The sequence below is a fragment of the Streptomyces sp. NPDC022910 genome, assembly GCF_055561075.1.
Genome location: NZ_JBVHHL010000053.1, coordinates 37330 through 54399, shown reverse-complemented (window position 1 = coordinate 54399; position 17070 = coordinate 37330). Strand labels below are relative to the sequence as shown.

The 17070-nt window shown below is 69.9% G+C and carries 11 protein-coding genes and 6 pseudogenes; 5 read left to right on the top strand and 12 right to left on the bottom strand.

Translation table 11 applies throughout. The features are described from left to right. The 5 genes and pseudogenes from ACZ3TS_RS33650 to tkt form a co-directional block, all read right to left on the bottom strand. A pseudogene (locus tag ACZ3TS_RS33650) lies at positions 1-302 on the bottom strand (glucose-6-phosphate isomerase); the annotation flags it as partial. Next, complete coding sequence (gene opcA / locus ACZ3TS_RS33645; RefSeq protein WP_467625460.1) at positions 295-1230, bottom strand: glucose-6-phosphate dehydrogenase assembly protein OpcA; 936 nt, start codon at positions 1228-1230, stop codon at positions 295-297. The pseudogene ACZ3TS_RS33650 and the gene opcA, both read right to left, overlap by 8 nt. Further along, positions 1227-2864, bottom strand: coding sequence for a glucose-6-phosphate dehydrogenase (gene zwf / locus ACZ3TS_RS33640; RefSeq protein ID WP_467625458.1), 1638 nt, complete (start codon positions 2862-2864; stop codon positions 1227-1229). Before zwf ends, opcA begins: the two co-directional genes overlap by 4 nt. Continuing rightward, the gene (tal, locus tag ACZ3TS_RS33635) at positions 2861-4006 is read right to left on the bottom strand and encodes a transaldolase (RefSeq protein ID WP_467625455.1); all 1146 of its coding nucleotides are present in this window, start codon (positions 4004-4006) and stop codon (positions 2861-2863) included. Before tal ends, zwf begins: the two co-directional genes overlap by 4 nt. A gap of 19 nt (positions 4007-4025) precedes the next feature. Further along, the gene (gene tkt / locus ACZ3TS_RS33630) at positions 4026-6101 is read right to left on the bottom strand and encodes a transketolase (RefSeq protein WP_467625453.1); all 2076 of its coding nucleotides are present in this window, start codon (positions 6099-6101) and stop codon (positions 4026-4028) included. Positions 6102-6246: 145 nt separating this feature from the next. Here tkt and ACZ3TS_RS33625 point away from each other — a divergent pair, with 145 nt between their 5' ends. Beyond that, complete coding sequence (locus tag ACZ3TS_RS33625; RefSeq protein WP_467625451.1) at positions 6247-7131, top strand: helix-turn-helix domain-containing protein; 885 nt, start codon at positions 6247-6249, stop codon at positions 7129-7131. 52 nt (positions 7132-7183) lie between these two features. Here ACZ3TS_RS33625 and ACZ3TS_RS33620 read toward each other — a convergent pair whose 3' ends face one another. The 4 genes from ACZ3TS_RS33620 to ACZ3TS_RS33605 form a co-directional block, all read right to left on the bottom strand. Further along, positions 7184-8587: a glycoside hydrolase family 16 protein gene (locus ACZ3TS_RS33620; RefSeq protein WP_467625449.1), complete on the bottom strand. Its 1404-nt coding sequence runs from the start codon at positions 8585-8587 to the stop codon at positions 7184-7186. A 199-nt stretch (positions 8588-8786) separates the two neighbouring features. Next, entirely contained in the window at positions 8787-10028 is a 1242-nt protein-coding gene (locus ACZ3TS_RS33615; RefSeq protein WP_467625448.1) for a L,D-transpeptidase, read from the bottom strand. 127 nt (positions 10029-10155) lie between these two features. Continuing rightward, positions 10156-10932: an IclR family transcriptional regulator gene (locus ACZ3TS_RS33610; RefSeq protein WP_467625446.1), complete on the bottom strand. Its 777-nt coding sequence runs from the start codon at positions 10930-10932 to the stop codon at positions 10156-10158. 9 nt (positions 10933-10941) lie between these two features. Further along, positions 10942-11367, bottom strand: coding sequence for a MarR family winged helix-turn-helix transcriptional regulator (locus tag ACZ3TS_RS33605; RefSeq protein ID WP_467625444.1), 426 nt, complete (start codon positions 11365-11367; stop codon positions 10942-10944). 255 nt (positions 11368-11622) lie between these two features. Here ACZ3TS_RS33605 and ACZ3TS_RS33600 point away from each other — a divergent pair, with 255 nt between their 5' ends. The 4 genes and pseudogenes from ACZ3TS_RS33600 (at position 11623) to ACZ3TS_RS33585 (ending at position 14585) form a co-directional block, all read left to right on the top strand. Further along, positions 11623-12540: an SDR family NAD(P)-dependent oxidoreductase gene (locus tag ACZ3TS_RS33600; RefSeq protein WP_467625443.1), complete on the top strand. Its 918-nt coding sequence runs from the start codon at positions 11623-11625 to the stop codon at positions 12538-12540. Next, a pseudogene (locus ACZ3TS_RS33595) lies at positions 12540-12806 on the top strand (4-hydroxyphenyl-beta-ketoacyl-CoA hydrolase); the annotation flags it as partial. The gene ACZ3TS_RS33600 and the pseudogene ACZ3TS_RS33595, both read left to right, overlap by 1 nt. Beyond that, a pseudogene (locus tag ACZ3TS_RS33590) lies at positions 12752-14133 on the top strand (acyl-CoA synthetase); the annotation flags it as partial. The pseudogenes ACZ3TS_RS33595 and ACZ3TS_RS33590, both read left to right, overlap by 55 nt. Beyond that, positions 14130-14585: pseudogene (locus ACZ3TS_RS33585) on the top strand (MaoC family dehydratase). The pseudogenes ACZ3TS_RS33590 and ACZ3TS_RS33585, both read left to right, overlap by 4 nt. Before the next feature lie 4 nt (positions 14586-14589). Here the strand turns inward: ACZ3TS_RS33585 and ACZ3TS_RS33580 are convergent. The 3 genes and pseudogenes from ACZ3TS_RS33580 to ACZ3TS_RS33570 all read right to left on the bottom strand — a co-directional run. Continuing rightward, positions 14590-14886, bottom strand: a pseudogene (locus tag ACZ3TS_RS33580) (hypothetical protein); the annotation flags it as partial. Then, positions 14887-15174: pseudogene (locus ACZ3TS_RS33575) on the bottom strand (histidinol-phosphatase); the annotation flags it as partial. A gap of 22 nt (positions 15175-15196) precedes the next feature. After that, positions 15197-17038, bottom strand: a complete 1842-nt coding sequence (locus tag ACZ3TS_RS33570; protein WP_467625440.1) for a LamG-like jellyroll fold domain-containing protein — start codon at positions 17036-17038, stop codon at positions 15197-15199. Positions 17039-17070 lie beyond the last annotated feature (32 nt).

Below are 17070 nucleotides of genomic sequence, written 5' to 3'. Positions count from 1 at the left end.
GCGGTGTGCAGAACCGCGCGGTTCTCGGTGACGTTGATCCTCTCACCGCGGAACATGGCGTCCCTCAGCCCGAACACGTCCGTGGCTGCGGCCAGTTCCTGGAGCAGAGCGAGGGTCTCGTCGGTGATCAGGTGCTTGGAGTAGTCGACGAACAGGTCGCCGGCACGCACGGTGTAGCGCTCGGCCCGCCGGGGGTCCCGGTCGAACAGCTCGCGCAGCTCCGGGTGGAGCAGGGGCCCGGCGCGATGGTCCTCCAGGGCCGTCCATTCGGGGCGACGGGTGAGCCTGGGGCGGTCAGACATGGGTGGCGCTCTCCTTGGAGCCCTCGCCGCGCAGGGCGATGGCGTACATCTCGTCCGCGTCGAGGCGGCGCAGCTCTTCGGCGATCAGTTCGGAGGTCGGGCGGACCTTCAGCGCCATGGTGCGCGGGGGCTGACCCGGCAGAGTGAGCGTGGCCAGCGGGCCCTCGGGGCGGTCGATGACGATCTCGCCCTTCTCCGTGCCCAGCCGGACGGCCGTGACGACCGGTCCGCCGGTGACGACCCGCTCCACGGTCACCTTGAGGCGGGACTCCAGCCAGCGGGCCAGCAGCTCGGCGCTCGGGTTGTCGGCCTCACTCTCGACGGCCGCCGAGGTCACCCTCGCACGGGCCTGGTCGAGCGCCGCGGCCAGCATCGACCGCCACGGCGTCAGCCGGGTCCAGGCCAGGTCGGTGTCGCCCGGCGCGTACGAGGCGACCCGGGTCTCCAGTGTGGCGAGCGGCGCCTCGACGGCGTACATGTCGGTGATCCGGCGCTGTGCGAGGGCGCCCAGCGGGTCCTTGGACGGGTTGACCGGCGCGTCCACCGGCCACCACACGACCACGGGCGCGTCCGGCAGCAGCAGCGGCAGGACCACGGAGTCGGCGTGGTTGGACACCTCTCCGTACAGCCGCAGCACGACCGTCTCTCCGGTGCCGGCGTCGGCGCCCACCCGGACCTCGGCGTCCAGGTGCGAGGCGGTGCGGTCCCGCGGGGTGCGGGACTGCCGCTTGATGACGACCAGGGTGCGCGAGGGGTGCTCGTGCGAGGCCTCCTCGGCCGCCTTGATCGAGTCGTACGCGTTCTCCTCGTCGGTCACGATGACCATCGTCAGGACCATGCCCACGGCGGGGGTACCGAGGGCGCGACGGCCCTGGACCAGCGCCTTGTTGATCTTGCTTGACGTGGTGTCGGTCAGATCGATCTTCATGGCCTGCGCCAGCTCCGTCCGTCTCGTGCGAGCATCTCGTCGGCTTCCTCGGGACCCCAGGTGCCCGAGGGGTACTGCGCGGGCTTGCCGTGCGTCGCCCAGTACTCCTCGATCGGGTCGAGGATCTTCCAGGACGCCTCCACTTCCTCGGTGCCGGGGAAGAGGTTGGCGTCGCCGAGCAGTACGTCCAGGATCAGCCGTTCGTACGCCTCCGGGCTGGACTCGGTGAACGACTCGCCGTAGGCGAAGTCCATCGTGACGTCCCGGATCTCCATCGAGGTACCCGGCACCTTCGAACCGAAGCGCACGGTCATGCCCTCGTCGGGTTGCACCCGGATGACGATCGCGTTCTGCCCGAGCTCCTCGGTGGCCGTGGAGTCGAACGGGGAGTGGGGCGCCCGCTGGAGGACGACCGCGATCTCGGTGACCCGGCGGGCGAGACGCTTGCCGGTGCGCAGGTAGAAGGGGACGCCCGCCCAGCGGCGGTTGTCGAGTTCCAGCTTGATCGCCGCGTAGGTGTCCGTGGTGGACCCGGGGTCGATGCCCTCCTCCTCGAGGTAGCCGACCACCTTCTCGCCGCCCTGCCAGGCGGTCGTGTACTGACCGCGCACGGTGTGGCTGCCGAGGTCCTCCGGCAGCTTCGCCGACCTGAGGACCTTCAGCTTCTCCGTGGCCAGCGACTCGGCGTCGAAGGCGATGGGCTCCTCCATGGCCGTCAGGGCCAGCAACTGCAGGAGGTGGTTCTGGATGACGTCACGAGCGGCGCCGATGCCGTCGTAGTAGCCGGCGCGGCCGCCGATGCCGATGTCCTCCGCCATGGTGATCTGTACGTGGTCGACGTACGACCGGTTCCAGATCGGCTCGTACATCTGGTTGGCGAAGCGCAGCGCCAGGATGTTCTGGACGGTCTCCTTGCCAAGGTAGTGGTCGATGCGGAAGACCTGGTCCGGAGCGAACACGTCGTGCACGATCGCGTTCAGCTCACGGGCGCTCGCCAGATCGTGGCCGAACGGCTTCTCGATGACCGCGCGCCGCCAGGAGCCCGCCGGCGCGTTGGCGAGCCCGTGCTTCTTGAGCTGCTGCACGACCTGCGGGAAGAACTTCGGCGGCACGGAGAGGTAGAAGGCGTAGTTGCCGCCGGTGCCCCGGGACGCGTTCAACTCATCAATGGCGGACCGAAGTTGCTCGAACGCCTCGTCGTCGTCGAAGTTGCCCGGGACGAACCGCATACCCTCGGCGAGCTGCTGCCAGACCTCCTCGCGGAACGGCGTACGGCTGTGCTCCTTGACAGCTTCGTGCACCACCTCTGCGAAGTCCTGGTCGGCCCAGTCGCGGCGAGCGAACCCGACGAGCGAGAAGCCCGGCGGCAGCAGCCCGCGGTTGGCCAGGTCGTAGACAGCCGGCATCAGCTTCTTGCGGGACAGGTCGCCCGTCACGCCGAAGATGACCAGGCCGGAGGGGCCCGCGACACGGGGCAGCCGGCGGTCGCGGGGGTCGCGCAGCGGATTGACCCAGTCGGCGACAGGGTTCCACTCCGCGGCCTCGGCCGTGCGTGTGCCGGTGGCGCCCTCGGGTGCCCCGGTCTGCGGTTCCGCGTTCCCGGCAGGCGTCCGCTTGGACATCTCCTCGCTCATTCCCCGTCAACTCCCTTGTTCTTCAAAGAGGCCGCGACCGCCTCCAGCAGGTCGCCCCAGGCCACCTCGAACTTCGCGACACCCTCGTCCTCGAGCTGCTTCACGACCTCGTCATAGGAGATACCGAGCCGCTCCACCGCCGCGAGGTCGGCACGGGCCTGCGCGTAGCCGCCGGTGACCGTGTCGCCCTGGATGTCGCCGTGGTCGGCGGTGGCGTCGAGCGTGGCCTGCGGCATGGTGTTGACCGTGCCCGGCGCGACCAGCTCGTCGACGTACAGCGTGTCCTTGTACTCCGGGTCCTTCACACCGGTCGAGGCCCACAGGGGACGCTGCTTGTCGGCCCCGGCGGAGGCCAGGGCGAGCCAGCGCTCACCGGCGAAGACGTCCTCGTACGCCTCGTACGCAAGCCGTGCGTTCGCCAGTGCGGCCCGGCCCTTGAGGGCGAGCGCCTCGTCCGTGCCGAGCTTCGTCAGGCGCTTGTCGACCTCGCTGTCGACGCGGGAGACGAAGAAGGAGGCCACGGAGTGGATGGCGGACAGGTCCAGTCCGGCGGCCCGGGCCTTCTCCAGACCGGCGAGATAGGCGTCCATCACCTGGTGGTAGCGCTCGAGGGAGAAGATCAGCGTGACATTGACGCTGATACCCCGTCCGATCACCTCGGTGATGGCCGGGAGACCGGCCTCGGTCGCCGGGATCTTGATCATCACGTTCGGGCGGTCGACGAGCCAGGCGAGCTGCTTGGCCTCGGCGACCGTGGCCCTGCTGCGGTGGGCGAGCCGCGGGTCGACCTCGATGGAGACCCGGCCGTCCCGGCCGTCCGTCGCCTCGTACAGGGGCCGCAGGATGTCGGCGGCGGCGCGGACGTCGGCGGTGGTCATCATGCGGACGGCCTCGTCGACCGTCACCCCGCGCGCGGCCAGGTCGGCCAGCTGCTCCTCGTAAGCCTCCCCGGAGCCGATGGCGGCCTGGAAGATGGACGGGTTGGTGGTGACGCCCACCACGTGCTTGGTGGCGACGAGTTCAGCCAGGTTGCCGGACTCGATCCGCTTGCGGGACAGGTCGTCCAGCCAGATCGACACGCCCGCCTCCGACAGGCGCTTGAGCGGCTCCGCTGCTGCGGTTGCTTCGGTCACTGTGATCATCTTCTTTCTGGCGATCGGATCAACCGCGGACGGCGGCAAGGGATTCCCGGGCCGCGGCGGCCACGTTCTCGGCGGTGAAGCCGTACTCGGCGAACAGGGTCTTGGCGTCGGCGGAGGCGCCGAAGTGCTCCAGGGAGACGATGCGTCCACTCTCACCGACGTACCGGTACCAGGTCAGCGCGATGCCCGCCTCGACCGCCACGCGGGCCTTCACGGACGGCGGAAGGACACGCTCGCGGTAGTCGGCGGGCTGCTCCTCGAACCACTCCACGGACGGCATCGACACCACGCGGGTACCCACGCCCTCGGCCTCCAGCCGCTCCCGCGCGGCGACGGCGAGCTGCACCTCGGAGCCGGTGGCGATGAGGATGACGTCCGGCGTGGCGCCGGAGGACTCCTGGAGGACGTAACCGCCCTTGGCCGCCTCGGGGTTGGGGGCGTACGTCGGCACGCCCTGGCGGGTGAGCGCGAGACCGTGCGGGGCCGGGTGCGTGGAGTGCCGCTTGAGGATCTCGGCCCAGGCGATCGCGGTCTCGTTGGCGTCGGCCGGGCGGACGATGTTCAGGCCCGGGATCGCACGCAGCGAGGCCAGGTGTTCGACCGGCTGGTGGGTGGGTCCGTCCTCGCCCAGACCGATGGAGTCATGGGTCCACACGTAGGTGACGGGAAGCTGCATCAGCGCCGACAGGCGGACGGCGTTGCGCATGTAGTCGGAGAAGACCAGGAAGGTGCCGCCGTAGATGCGGGTGTTGCCGTGCAGCGCGATGCCGTTCATCTCCGCGGCCATGGAGTGCTCGCGGATGCCGAAGTGGACCGTGCGGCCGTACGGGTTCGCCTCCGGCAGCGGGTTGCCCCGGGGCAGGAAGGAGCTGTTCTTGTCGATGGTCGTGTTGTTCGAGCCGGCCAGGTCGGCCGAGCCGCCCCACAGCTCGGGGACGACCGCGCCCAGGACCTGCAGCACCTTGCCGGAGGCGGCACGGGTGGCGACGGACGCGCCCTCCTCGAAGACCGGCAGCGCCTGCTCCCAGCCCTCGGGCAGCTGACCGGCCACGACGCGGTCGAACAGCTTCGCGCGCTCCGGCTGTGCGGTGCGCCACTCGGCGATCCGCTTGTCCCAGGCGGCGTGCGCCTCGGCGCCGCGGTCCAGGGCCTCGCGGGTGTGGGCGAGGACCTCCGCGGAGACCTCGAAGGTCTTCTCCGGGTCGAAGCCGAGGACGCGCTTGGTGGCGGCGACCTCCTCCGCGCCGAGGGCAGAGCCGTGGGACGCCTCGGTGTTCTGCGCGTTCGGAGCCGGCCAGGCGATGATGGTGCGCATCGCGATGATCGAGGGGCGCTCGGTCTCGGCCTGCGCCGCCGTGAGCGCCGCGTACAGCGCGTGGACGTCGATGTCGCCGCTCTCCGCGGGTTCGATGCGCTGCACGTGCCAGCCATAGGCCTCGTACCGCTTCAGCACGTCCTCGGAGAAGGCCGTCGCGGTGTCGCCCTCGATGGAGATGTGGTTGTCGTCGTAGAGGAAGACGAGGTTGCCGAGCTTCTGGTGGCCGGCGAGCGAGGAGGCCTCGGCGGAGATGCCCTCCTCCAGGTCGCCGTCGGAGACGATCGCCCAGATCGTGTGGTCGAAGGGCGAGGTGCCCTCGGGGGCGTCCGGGTCGAACAGGCCTCGCTCGAAGCGGGCGGCCATCGCCATGCCGACCGCGTTGGCGACGCCTTGGCCGAGCGGTCCAGTGGTGGTCTCGACGCCGGCGGTGTGTCCGTACTCGGGGTGACCGGGGGTCTTGGAGCCGTGGGTGCGGAATGCCTTCAGGTCGTCCAGCTCCAGCTCGTAACCGGCGAGGAAGAGCTGCGTGTAGAGGGTCAGAGAGGTGTGACCGGGGGAGAGAACGAAGCGGTCACGGCCGGTCCACTCCGGGTCGGCCGGATCGTGTCGCATCACCTTTTGAAAGATCGTGTACGCGGCCGGGGCCAGGCTCATCGCGGTGCCAGGGTGTCCGTTGCCGACCTTCTGCACGGCGTCGGCGGCCAGAACGCGGGCCGTGTCGACGGCTTGCCGGTCGAGTTCGGTCCATTCGAATCCGTCGGGGCTCTGCGCACTCATCTTCAAGAAGTCCTCACTGGATGTGCTTCGCTGGCAGGACGCGTTCAAAATTAAAAGTCTGACTTTTGCCGGGGAAGGTGCCCCTGTGTCAGCCTTCGGTGAAAGTGGGACATCGACAGCGGGACCGAGGCGGCGCGAGAAGGACATGGCGGACAGAAACACGCAAGACGGCGACGGGATCAGGACGTACCCCTTCCCGGTCGACCTGAGCGTCTGCGGCGTCGGCATGCAGGTGGGTCCCATGGAACCCGGCCGCACCTGGCACGAGGACGCGCCGCTGGAGCGCGTCCACCGCATCGACTTCCATGTGGTGATGCTCTTCAATGGCGGCCCCGTGACGCACATGGTGGACTTCGCCGAGTACGAGACGACAGCCGGCGACCTCCTGTGGATCCGCCCCGGGCAGGTCCACCGCTTCTCCCGCACGAGCGAGTACCGCGGGAGCGTGCTGACCATGCAGCCCGGCTTCCTGCCGCGCGCCACCGTGGAGGCCACGGGCCTGTACCGCTACGACCTGCCGCCCCTGCTGCACCCCGACCCGGTCCAGCTCGAGGGGCTTCGCGCCGGTCTCGCCCAGCTCCAGCGCGAGTACGAGGACACGACCACGCCCCTGAGCCTGCACACGGCCATCCTGCGCCACTCCCTGACCGCGTTCCTGCTGCGTCTCGCGCATCTCGCGGCCAGCTCCGCAGAGGCGGCCCGCGAACAGGCCGACACCACCTTCACCCGCTTCCGCGACGCGGTCGAGAAGGGTTTCGCGACCAACCACAGCGTCAGCGCGTACGCCGACGCCCTCGGTTACTCCCGCCGCACCCTGGTTCGCGCCGTCCGTGCCGCCACCGGCGAGACGCCCAAGGGCTTCATAGACAAGCGCGTGATCCTGGAGGCCAAGCGCCTCCTCGCGCACACGGACCTGCCCATCGGCCGCGTCGGCGTCACCGTGGGCTTCCCCGACGCGGCGAACTTCTCCAAGTTCTTCCATCAGCACACGGACACGACTCCGGCCGCGTTCCGGGCCGAACTGAGATGAAAGAAGGGGGCGGGCACTCGGCCCACCCCCTCGGCTCTCTCCGTTCTCCGGGTCAGTGACCGAAGTGGAACCAGTTCACGTTCACGAAGTCGTTCGGCCGGCCGCTGGTGAAGGTGAGATACACGTCATGCGTGCCGGTGACGGAGCCGATGTTCGCCGGGATCGTCCTCCAGCTCTGCCAGCCGCCCGTGTTGGCCACCGCGAAACTGCCGATCGGCGCGTTCGAGCGGCTGTCGAGGCGTACCTCGACCAGTCCGCTGACGCCGCTCGCCGCACCGCTCGCGACCCGGCCGTAGAACTGGGTGGCCGCAGTGGAGCCGAAGTTGACGCCCTTGTAGAGGGCCCAGTCGCCGTTCGCCAGTGAACCGATGTCCTGGCCGCCACCGGTGTCCGTGGTGACCTCGGAGACCACGCCGGACTGGCTGTCGTACGACTCGGCCTGGATCGCGCTGTACGCGTCCCGGTTGCCGGACGGGGGAGGTGTGGTACCGCTCCCGCCGCCCGAGGACTGGAGCACCTGCACATAGTCCACCACCATCGGGTGGCCGGGCTCGGTCCCGCTGTCCAGGCCGCCGCCGAACGCGTCGGGGAAGCCGCCGCCCATGGCGACGTTCAGGATGACGAAGAAACCGTGGTTGGTGGCGTTGGCCCAGGTCGTCGCGTCGACCTGGTTCGCCGTGACCGTGTGGTAGGTGACGCCGTCGACGGAGAAGCGGATCGCTTCGGGACTCACCGAGCGGTCCCACTCCATGGTGTAGGTGTGGAACCCGGACTGACAGGTCGTGCCCGGACAGGCGGTGGAGTTGCCGATGCCGGTCGTCTCGTTGCACGGGCCGCCCGGGCTGGTGCCGCAGTGCATCGTGGCCCACACCTTGTTGAGGCCCTGGACGTTCTCCATGATGTCCAGCTCGCCGACGCCCGGCCAGTTCTGGTAGTTGCCGCGGTAGGGCGCGCCCAGCATCCAGAACGCGGGCCAGTAGCCCTCGGCGGCGGTGCCGGTGACGTTCGGCATCTGGAGGCGGGCCTCGACGCGCAGCCTGCCGCCGGACGGGGGCTGGAAGTCGGTACGGGTGGTCTCGATGCGTCCCGAGGTCCAGTTGCCGGACGCGTCGCGGCGGGGGGTGATCAGGAGGTTGCCGTTGCCGTCGAGGGAGACGTTGCTGGTGCCGGAGGTCATCGTCTCGACCTCGCCGGTGCCCCAGTTGGCGGGGCCGCCCGGGTAGGAGGTTCCCGTGTCGTACTGCCAGTTGGAGGTGTTGACGCCGGAGCCGGCCGCGCCGTTGAAGTCGTCGAGGAAGGCCTGGGTCCAGCCGGACGGAGGTGTGGGGGCGGAGGCGTTCGCGGGCAGGGTGGCGGCCGTGGCGCCCGCCACGGCCAGAACCGTCGTGCCGAGTACGGCGACGAGCACGCGGCGCAGCGGCCGGCGTCTCGCAGGTATGCCGGAAGTGTCCTTCATGGGCTGCCTCTTCGGGTACGGAGTGGGGGTGTGCGGGTGAGCAGGAGAGCGGGGGAGTTGCACCGATTCCTTTGAGAGCGCTCTCACGCCGCGCGGCCAATGTGCTCTCCGCCACTCCGGCCGTCAAGAGGTAAAGCCGAGAAAGTCCCTTCACCGCAGGGGAGTTCGGGTGGTGAAGCGGGGGGTGTACGGTGTGCGGTCAGAGAGCGCTCCCCGCCTTCCAGTCCGCCCAGGACAGGTTCCAGCCGTTGAGACCGTTGGCCGGGTCGACGGTCCGCTCGCCCGAGTTCTTGACGATCACCACGTCACCGAGCATCGAGCTCTCGTAGAACGTGTAGCCCGCCACCGAGCTGTCGTTCGCGCCCTTCGTGTCGTGCAGGCCGATGCAGCCGTGGCTGGCGTTGCTGTGGCCGAACACCGAGGGTGACGCCCAGTAGTTGCCGTGCACGAACGTGCCGGACGTGGTCAGCCGCTGGGCGTGCGGCACGTCCGGGATGTCGTACTCGTCGCCGAGGCCCACCGTCGAGGACTGCATCCGCGTCTGCTTGTACCGCTCGCTGATGACCATGATCCCGGACCAGGTGGTGTGGGACGAGTCTCCTCCCGTGACCGGGTACGTCGCGTACGTCCGGCTGTTCCGCTTCACCGTCATCGTCCTGGTCGCCAGGTCGACCGTGCTGATCTGCGCGCGGCCGATGTGGAAGGTGACGTCCTTCGACTGGGTGCCGTAGACCCCGTCCGCGCCTTCGACGTCCTTGAGCCGCAGACTCAGGGTGATCTTCGTGCCGGGCGCCCAGTAGGTCTCGGGCCGGAAGTCGAGGCGGGTGTCGCTGAACCAGTGCCCGACGACCTCGACCGCGGGCTCCGCCGTCACCGTGATCGCCTTCTGGACGGCGGCGCGATCCTTCACCGCATGCGTGAAGTTGAGCGACACCGGCATGCCGACACCGGAGGTCGAGTTCGCCTCGGGAGTGTAGTAGCCGACGAAGGTGGCGCCGGGCGATCTGGTCGTGAAGGTGGTCACCGTCGCCTCGGAGGCGCCCTTCGGCCGCGCCACCACGGTGTACTTCGTGCCTGAGTACGGGTTCTTGGCCGACGTCCACTTGGTCCGGGCCTCGTTGAGGGACCCCGGCAGGGTGGAGCCGTCGTTGCCGGTGACCTCGACGGACGCGAGCGTGCCGTCGGTCACGGTCACCTCGACCGGGCCGGTGAAGGCGGCCTTCTTGGTGCCGTCCGCGGGGGTGACCGATATGGACGGCTTCTTCGCGGCGGCCTTCACGGACGCGGTCGCCCCCTGCGACGTGCCCTCGGAGGCGTCCGCCGAGCCGCTGCAGCCGGTCAGGACGGCGGCGGGTGCGGCGCCGAGAAGCACGAGGATCCCGCGCCGGGACCACATCTCCCGCCGCTGCCCCGTCCGGTTCGATATGTGCGAGACGCCCACGACACGCCTTCCTGAGTTGTCCGTCTGTGCGTGGGCATCCTGCGTCCGTTGTATGGGGTGAACCTTTGAATCCGAGGGGCGCTTCCTGAGATTCCGGTGAAGACGTCCTTCCGGGTTCGGAGCGGGCTCAGCGGACCTCCGGCCGCCACCCCAGCGCCCGTGAGATCCCCCGCGCCGCGAGCCGCACCGCCGGGACCAAAGTGGGTACCTGTGCGCCGAGGTGGGGTACGACGATCGACACCGCCGCGACCACGGTGCCGTTCCCGCTGCGCACCGGGGCCGCCACCGACAGGGCGTCGTCCGTGACCTGACGACTGCTCACCGCCACGCCCGAGCGCCGTACCTCGGCCAGTTCCCGCCGCAGGCGCAGCGGGTCGGTGATGGTGTACGGGGTGAACGCGGCCAGCGGACCGTCGCAGTACGCGTCCTGGAACACCTGGTCGCCGTGGGCGAGCAGCGCGAGCCCCACCCCCGTGGCGTGCAGCGGCCAGCGGGCGCCGACCCTGATGTGCACGCCGACCGCCGAGCGTCCGGAGATCCACTCGATGTACACGACGTCCGCGCCGTCGCGCACCGCCAGCTGGACGTTCTCGTGTGTCGCCTCGTACAGGTCCTCCAGGTACGGCAGCGCGACCTGCCGCAGCGCGAGCCCGCGCGGGGCGAGCGCCGCGATCTCCCACAGCCGCAGGCCCACGTGGTAGACGCCGTCGGTGTCCCGCTCCAGCGCGCCCCACTCCGTCAGTGCGCCCACGAGCCGGTGCGCCGTGGTGAGCGTGAGCCCCGCCCGGCGGCTGATGTCGGTCAGGCACAGCGCCGGGTGCGCGTGGTCGAAGGCGGCGAGCACGGCGAGCAGCCGGTCGGGTGCCGATCGCGCCGCCTGCCCGGGCACGGCGTCGGTGGTCATCGGCATGTGTCACCCGAGCCCGGTCTCTGCGACCTTCTGCAGCAGTGTGTGCAGGGCGTCGCGCTCGGCGGGGTCGAGCGGCTGGAGGAGTTCGTTGGTGACGCGCAGTCCGGCCTCGTCGGTGTCGCGCAGGAAGGCGCGGCCGGCCCCGGCCAGCACGACGATGCGGCTGCGCCGGTCGTCGGGGGAGGGGCGGCGCTCGGCGAAACCGAGCTTCTCCAGGTCGTCGACCAGACCGACGATCGCGCTCGGGTCGTAGCCGAGGGAGGTACTCAGCTCGCGCTGGAGTGTGCCTTCGGAGGTGGCCAGGAACCGCAGCAGTGCGTAGTGACGCAGGCGCAGGCCCGACTCCTGGAGAAAGGCGTTGAACAGCTGACCCGAGCGCAGTCCGAGCCGGTACAGCAGATAGCCGGTGTCCGAGTGCAGCCCGCGCATCCACGGCTCCCGGACGTCGATGGGGGCAGAGCCTACGGCACTTTCTGCGGCATGCGGCTGGCCGGCGATGGCGGGCTCCCTGGGCCGGGCCTCCGGGCGGAGGCGGGACGTATGTACTTCCCCACAGCATGCCGCACAGGCCGGTCGGCAACAACTATTGACGACAGCAATGATTGTCCTTGCTTCGATCTGGTAGCCCCGCCGCCGGAGCCGCAGCGAAGGCCGGCGGCCGACCCCTCCGGAAGGGACCCGCTCGTGCCCAGCATCGATCTCACCGGCAAGGTGGCCGTCGTCACCGGCAGCGGCCGTGGCCTCGGCCTGGCCTACGCCCATGCCCTGGCCGCCCACGGCGCCTCCGTGGTCGTGAACGACGTCGACGAGGCCGTGGCCGAGCAGGCCGTGAAGTCCATCACCGAGGCGGGTGGGAAGGCCGTGGCCGAGGTCGTCGCGGTCGGCACCGCCGAGGCCGCCGACCGGCTGGTCGCCCGCGCGGTCGAGGAGTTCGGCCGGCTACACGTCCTGGTCACCAACGCCGGCATCCTGCGCGACAAGGTGCTGTGGAAGATGACCGACGACGACTTCGACGCGGTAGTCACCACGCACCTGAAGGGCACCTTCACCTGCGCCCGCGCCGCCGCCGTGCGGATGCGCGAGCAGGGCGAGGGCGGCACCCTGGTCCTGGTCGGCTCTCCGGCGGGGCAGCGCGGCAACTTCGGCCAGACGAACTACGCGGCCGCGAAGGCGGGGATCGCCACCATGGCCCGCACGTGGTCGATGGAGCTGGCACGGGCGGGCATCACCGTCAACGCGATCGTTCCGGTCGCGGCCACCGCCATGACGGAGACCATCCCGGCCTTCGCCCCCTACGTCGAGGCCATGAAGAACGGGGAGCCGCTGCCCGACTTCCTTCGCAAGGGTGAGGGCTTCGGCACCCCCGAGGACTGTGCCGCGCTCATCCCCTTCCTCGCCTCCGACGCCGCCCGGGGCGTCACCGGTCAGGCCATCGGCATCGGCGGTGACAAGGTGGCACTCTGGTCGCATCCGCAGGAGATCAGGACAGCGTACGCCGACGGCGGCTGGTCCCCGGACGCTCTCGCCGACGTCTGTGCCACCTCCGTCGGCGCCGAGCCGCAGACCGTCGGCATCCCCGCGCCGAAGTTCCCGGAGGCGTGATGGACCAGAACCAACTCGTCGCGATCGACGTCCACACGCACGCCGAGGTGTCCTCCAAGGGCCACTCCTCCCTGGACGACGACCTGCACGACGCCTCCAGCGCCTATTTCAAGGTCGAGGGCAAGCGGAAGCCCACCCTCGAGGAGACGGCCGCGTACTACCGCGAGCGGAGGATGGCCGCCGTGATCTTCACGGTCGACGCCGAGTCCGCCACCGGAACCGAGCCCGTTCCCAACGAGGAGGTCGCCGAGGCCGCCGCCGCGAACCCATGGAGACAGCCTTCGCGGCGGGCACTCTCGGTGCGGTCTTCGTGCCGCTCAACATCCGCCTCGCCGGACCCGAGATCGCCTACCAGCTCGCCGACTCGGGCGCCAGGGCCCTCGTCTACGCGCCCTCGCTCGGCGGGCTCGTCGCCGGGCTCCCGGGCAGCACCGATGTGCGTACGTACGTCGAAGTGGGTGCCGAATACGAGGAATTGCTCGCGTCCGCGAGCCACGAGCCGATCGACCAGTCCGTCGCCCTCGACGACACCTGCATCATCATGTACACATCGGGGACGACGGGCCGCCCCAAGGGCGCCATGCTCACCCACGGCAATCTGATCTGGAACGCGTTCAACGTCCTCGTCGACCACGACCTGATCGCCGACGAACGCGCCCTGGTCTCCGCGCCGTTGTTCCACACGGCCGGGCTGAACATGCTCACGCTGCCGGTCCTGCTCAAGGGCGGCACATGCGTCCTGGTCGAGTCCTTCGACCCGGAGGCCACCTTCGACCTGATCGCACGCCACCGGATCACCTTCATGTTCGGTGTGCCCACCATGTTCGACCAGGTCGCCCGGCACCCGCGCTGGGCGGCGGCCGATCTGTCCAGCCTGCGGATCCTCACCTGCGGCGGCTCGCCCGTGCCGACCCCGCTCATCGCCGCGTACCAGGAGCGGGGGCTCACCTTCCTCCAGGGCTACGGCATGACCGAGGCGGCGCCCGGCACGCTCTTTCTGGACGCCGAGCACGCGGTGAGCAAGGCGGGTTCGGCCGGGGTACCGCACTTCTTCAGCGACGTACGCGTCGTACGGCCCGACCTCACCCCGGCCGACGTCGGCGAGACCGGCGAGGTGGTCGTCAGCGGGCCGCACGTCATGCCCGGCTACTGGGGGCTGCCCGAGGAGACCGCGGCGGTGGTCGCGGACGGCTGGTTCCGCAGCGGGGACGCGGCCCGGGTCGACGAGGACGGGTACGTCCACATCGTCGACCGCATCAAGGACATGATCATCTCGGGTGGCGAGAACATCTACCCCGCCGAGATCGAGGACCAGCTCCTGACCCACCCCGACATAGTCGAGTGCGCCGTCATCGGCGTGGCCGACGACAGATGGGGCGAGGTCCCGCGCGCGGTCGTCGTCCCCCGTGAGGGCGCCACGCTCGACCCGGACGAGGTCATCGCCTCGCTCGCCGGGCGGCTCGCCAAGTACAAGATCCCCAAGTCGATGGTGGTCGCGGACGCCTCCCGCGCACCGCCTCCGGAAAGCTCCTCAAGGCCCGTGTCCGCTCCCGGTACGGCACGAACGACTCCCAGCTAAGGAAAGCCACATGAGCATCACCGTCAACGGCCTCGACGAACTCAAGAAGCTGGCCGGCAGCGACCTCGGCACCAGCGAGTGGATCGAGGTCACCCAGGAGCGGATCAACACCTTCGCCGACGCGACGGGCGACCACCAGTGGATCCACGTGGACCCGGAGAAGGCCGCACAGGGGCCGTTCGGCGCGCCCGTCGCGCACGGCTATCTGACCCCTCTCCCTCTTCATCCCGCTCTTCACCGGGCTGCTGGAGGTCGAGGGCGTGTCGACAAAGGTCAACTACGGTCTCAACAAGGTGCGTTTCCCCGCACCGGTGAAGGCCGGCTCGCGTATCCGGCTGGTCGCGAAGCTCGCCTCGGTCGAGGACGTGCCCGGGGGGTGCAGATCACCGTCGACGGCACCATAGAGATCGACGGCGGCGGGAAGCCCGCCGCCGTCCTGCAGAGCCTGTCGCGGTTCTACGCCTGACCCTCTACTGCTGACGGTACGAGTGGACGGTGGTCGCGACCACGCATGCACCGGGTTGGACGACCTCGGCACGGAGCGTGCCGCGCGCCGCGTCGTAGTCCACGCCCCCCGCCTCGAACGTGCCGGTGCACACGCTGCGCTGCGGCAACGCGAACAGGCTGGTCACCCGTCCCGTGACCGGCTGACCGTCCGGCTTGCGCGGAAGGTCCACCCGGAGCAGCGGCCGGTCCCCGGGGAACAGCGTGCGCGAGCCGTCGTCCGAGGCGCACAGCAGCCGGGTGTCGGTCACGAAGTCACAGCCCAGGCCGTACTTCGCGGCCGCGGTGGCGATCTGGGAGAACGTGTACTTGGCGTCGTGGCTGTACACGGAGTGGACGTGGTTGTCGCCGACGAGACAGGCGAGCCGGGGGTCGTCGCCGCCGAACCGTCTGTCGTCCGCCGCCGCGGGCGTGGCCGACGAGCCGACGGCGGACGCGGCGCCGAACAGGCCGGCGCGGCGCAGGAGCCCACGGCGTGAGAGACCCTGGGCGTCGAGGCGGTCCTGGGAGACGGAGGGGTCGGCCCAGGCGGGCAGTTGCTGCTCGGTCATCGTCGCTCGGAAGCCCCTCGGCTCAGTGGTTCATGAAGGAGGTGATGGGCAGCGCCCGTTCGACGATCCGGACGTCGCCGAGCCGTCCGTGCAGGATCTGGTCGATCTTCCCTGCGTACTCGTAGCCGCCGAGCAGCCACGGCAGTCCGAGCGAGGTGAGTCCGATGGCGTCGGCGTGCGGATTTCGGGCCACGGGACAGCCCTGGACGTACAAGGTGGTGTGCCTGCCGTCGTTGACGACGGCGAGGTGCCACCAGGTCTCGCGTGCGGTCTCGTCGCCCCAGTTGGTGGCGATGCCCTGCTGGTTGAGCGGACGCACCGCCCACTGCGGCCCGGGCCCGTCGGAGATCGACAGCGTGACAAGCGGCTCGTCCGGGTCGTCCGCGGTCTTGCCGGCGGCCCCGCCCGTGCCGGTGCGGCTGAGCAGCCCGGACCACGCGTTGTGCGAGGCGTCCCAGTCCGCCGGCAGCCAGTAGAAGGCCTCGATGGTGTAACCGGACGTGAACGTGGCGGAGTTGAGGGGCGCGCCGTCGACGGTGCGCAGATACGCGCCCTTCAGCGGTGACTTGTAGCCCTGGAACTCGAGGCTGCCGTGACCCGGCTGGTCGGGGTGGTGGTCCGACGACCAGTTCAGAGCGCCGCCGTTCACCGAGACGAGGGTGAGGTCGTTGCCGCGCCCGGACAGATCGCGGACGGTTCCGGTGACGGCCGCTTTGTCGTCGTGCCCGTCGAACCGCCAGTACGCGACCGTGCCGGGGATGAGCATCTTCGACGCGGGCCGCGGCGGGCGTGCCGGCACCGGTGCGAAGCCCGCGAACCGCTGGTCGAAGACGATGCCGACCGAGAACCGGTCGGCGTCACCACTGAGTTCGATCTCCTGCCGCTCCAGCTCGTTGAGCCCTTTCGCGGCGCGGCCCAGGATCCACGGGGAGATCGTCTCCACGTCGATGACGTTCCGGTCCAGATCGAAGTGGTAGAGACGGATCATCGCCGCGCCGCCGAAGTAGCGGTTCTGGTAGTTCGTCAGGTGCAGATGCACCTCGTTCCCCGCCGCGTTCTCGCGGGTTGCCCGGCCGGCCGGCCAGAAGTGCCCGTTGAGGGTGAGGAAGATCTGGTCGTGGTCCTTGATCAGCTGGTCCCACAGTTGCTGTCCGTACGAGGAGAGGGAGTCGTCCTCGACGACCAGCTCGTGCGTGGTGAGGATCACCGGGGTCTTCGGGTGCCGGGCCAGCACGTCCTTGGCCCATGCGTACCCCTTCGCGGACAGGCGCCAGTCGAGGGCCAGCACCATCCACTCCCGCCCGGCGGCCCGGAACAGGTGGAAGGTGTTGTATCCGTCGGGGGACGCGCCCCCGAAGGTGGGCTTGTCCTTGAAACGCTGAGGCCCGAAGGCGTCCAGGTACGGCGTCGAGCCGCGCTGGTCGTCGGTGGACGACCGGACGTCGTGGTTGCCCGCGAGGACGCTGTAGCCGACGCCCCGCCGGTCGAGCAGCCGGAACGCGTCACTGATCGCCGCGAACTCGTCCTCGGCGCCGTTCTGCGTGAGGTCGCCGAGGTGGGACAGGAACACGATGTTGTCGTCCCTGCCGTGCTCCAGGAGGTACCGGAGCGAGGCATCGACAGGTGCCGGGTCGATGCTGGGCCCGTCGAACAGGTATTGGGTGTCGGGCATCACGACGAGGGTGAAGCGCCGGCTGTCGGGGTCGGGCCGCCAGCGGCGCGACGCCGCCGCCTCGGCGGTGGCCGGCAGTGCGACGCCGGCGGTCGCGGCGGCGCCGAGCAGTGCGGTGGCCCGAAGGAAACTGCGTCTTCCGGCGCCGGCCTGCGCGGCCTCGCCCTGGGTGTGGTCATGCGAAGTACACACGTGTGCTCCGTGAGAGGTGACAGAGGAGGGGA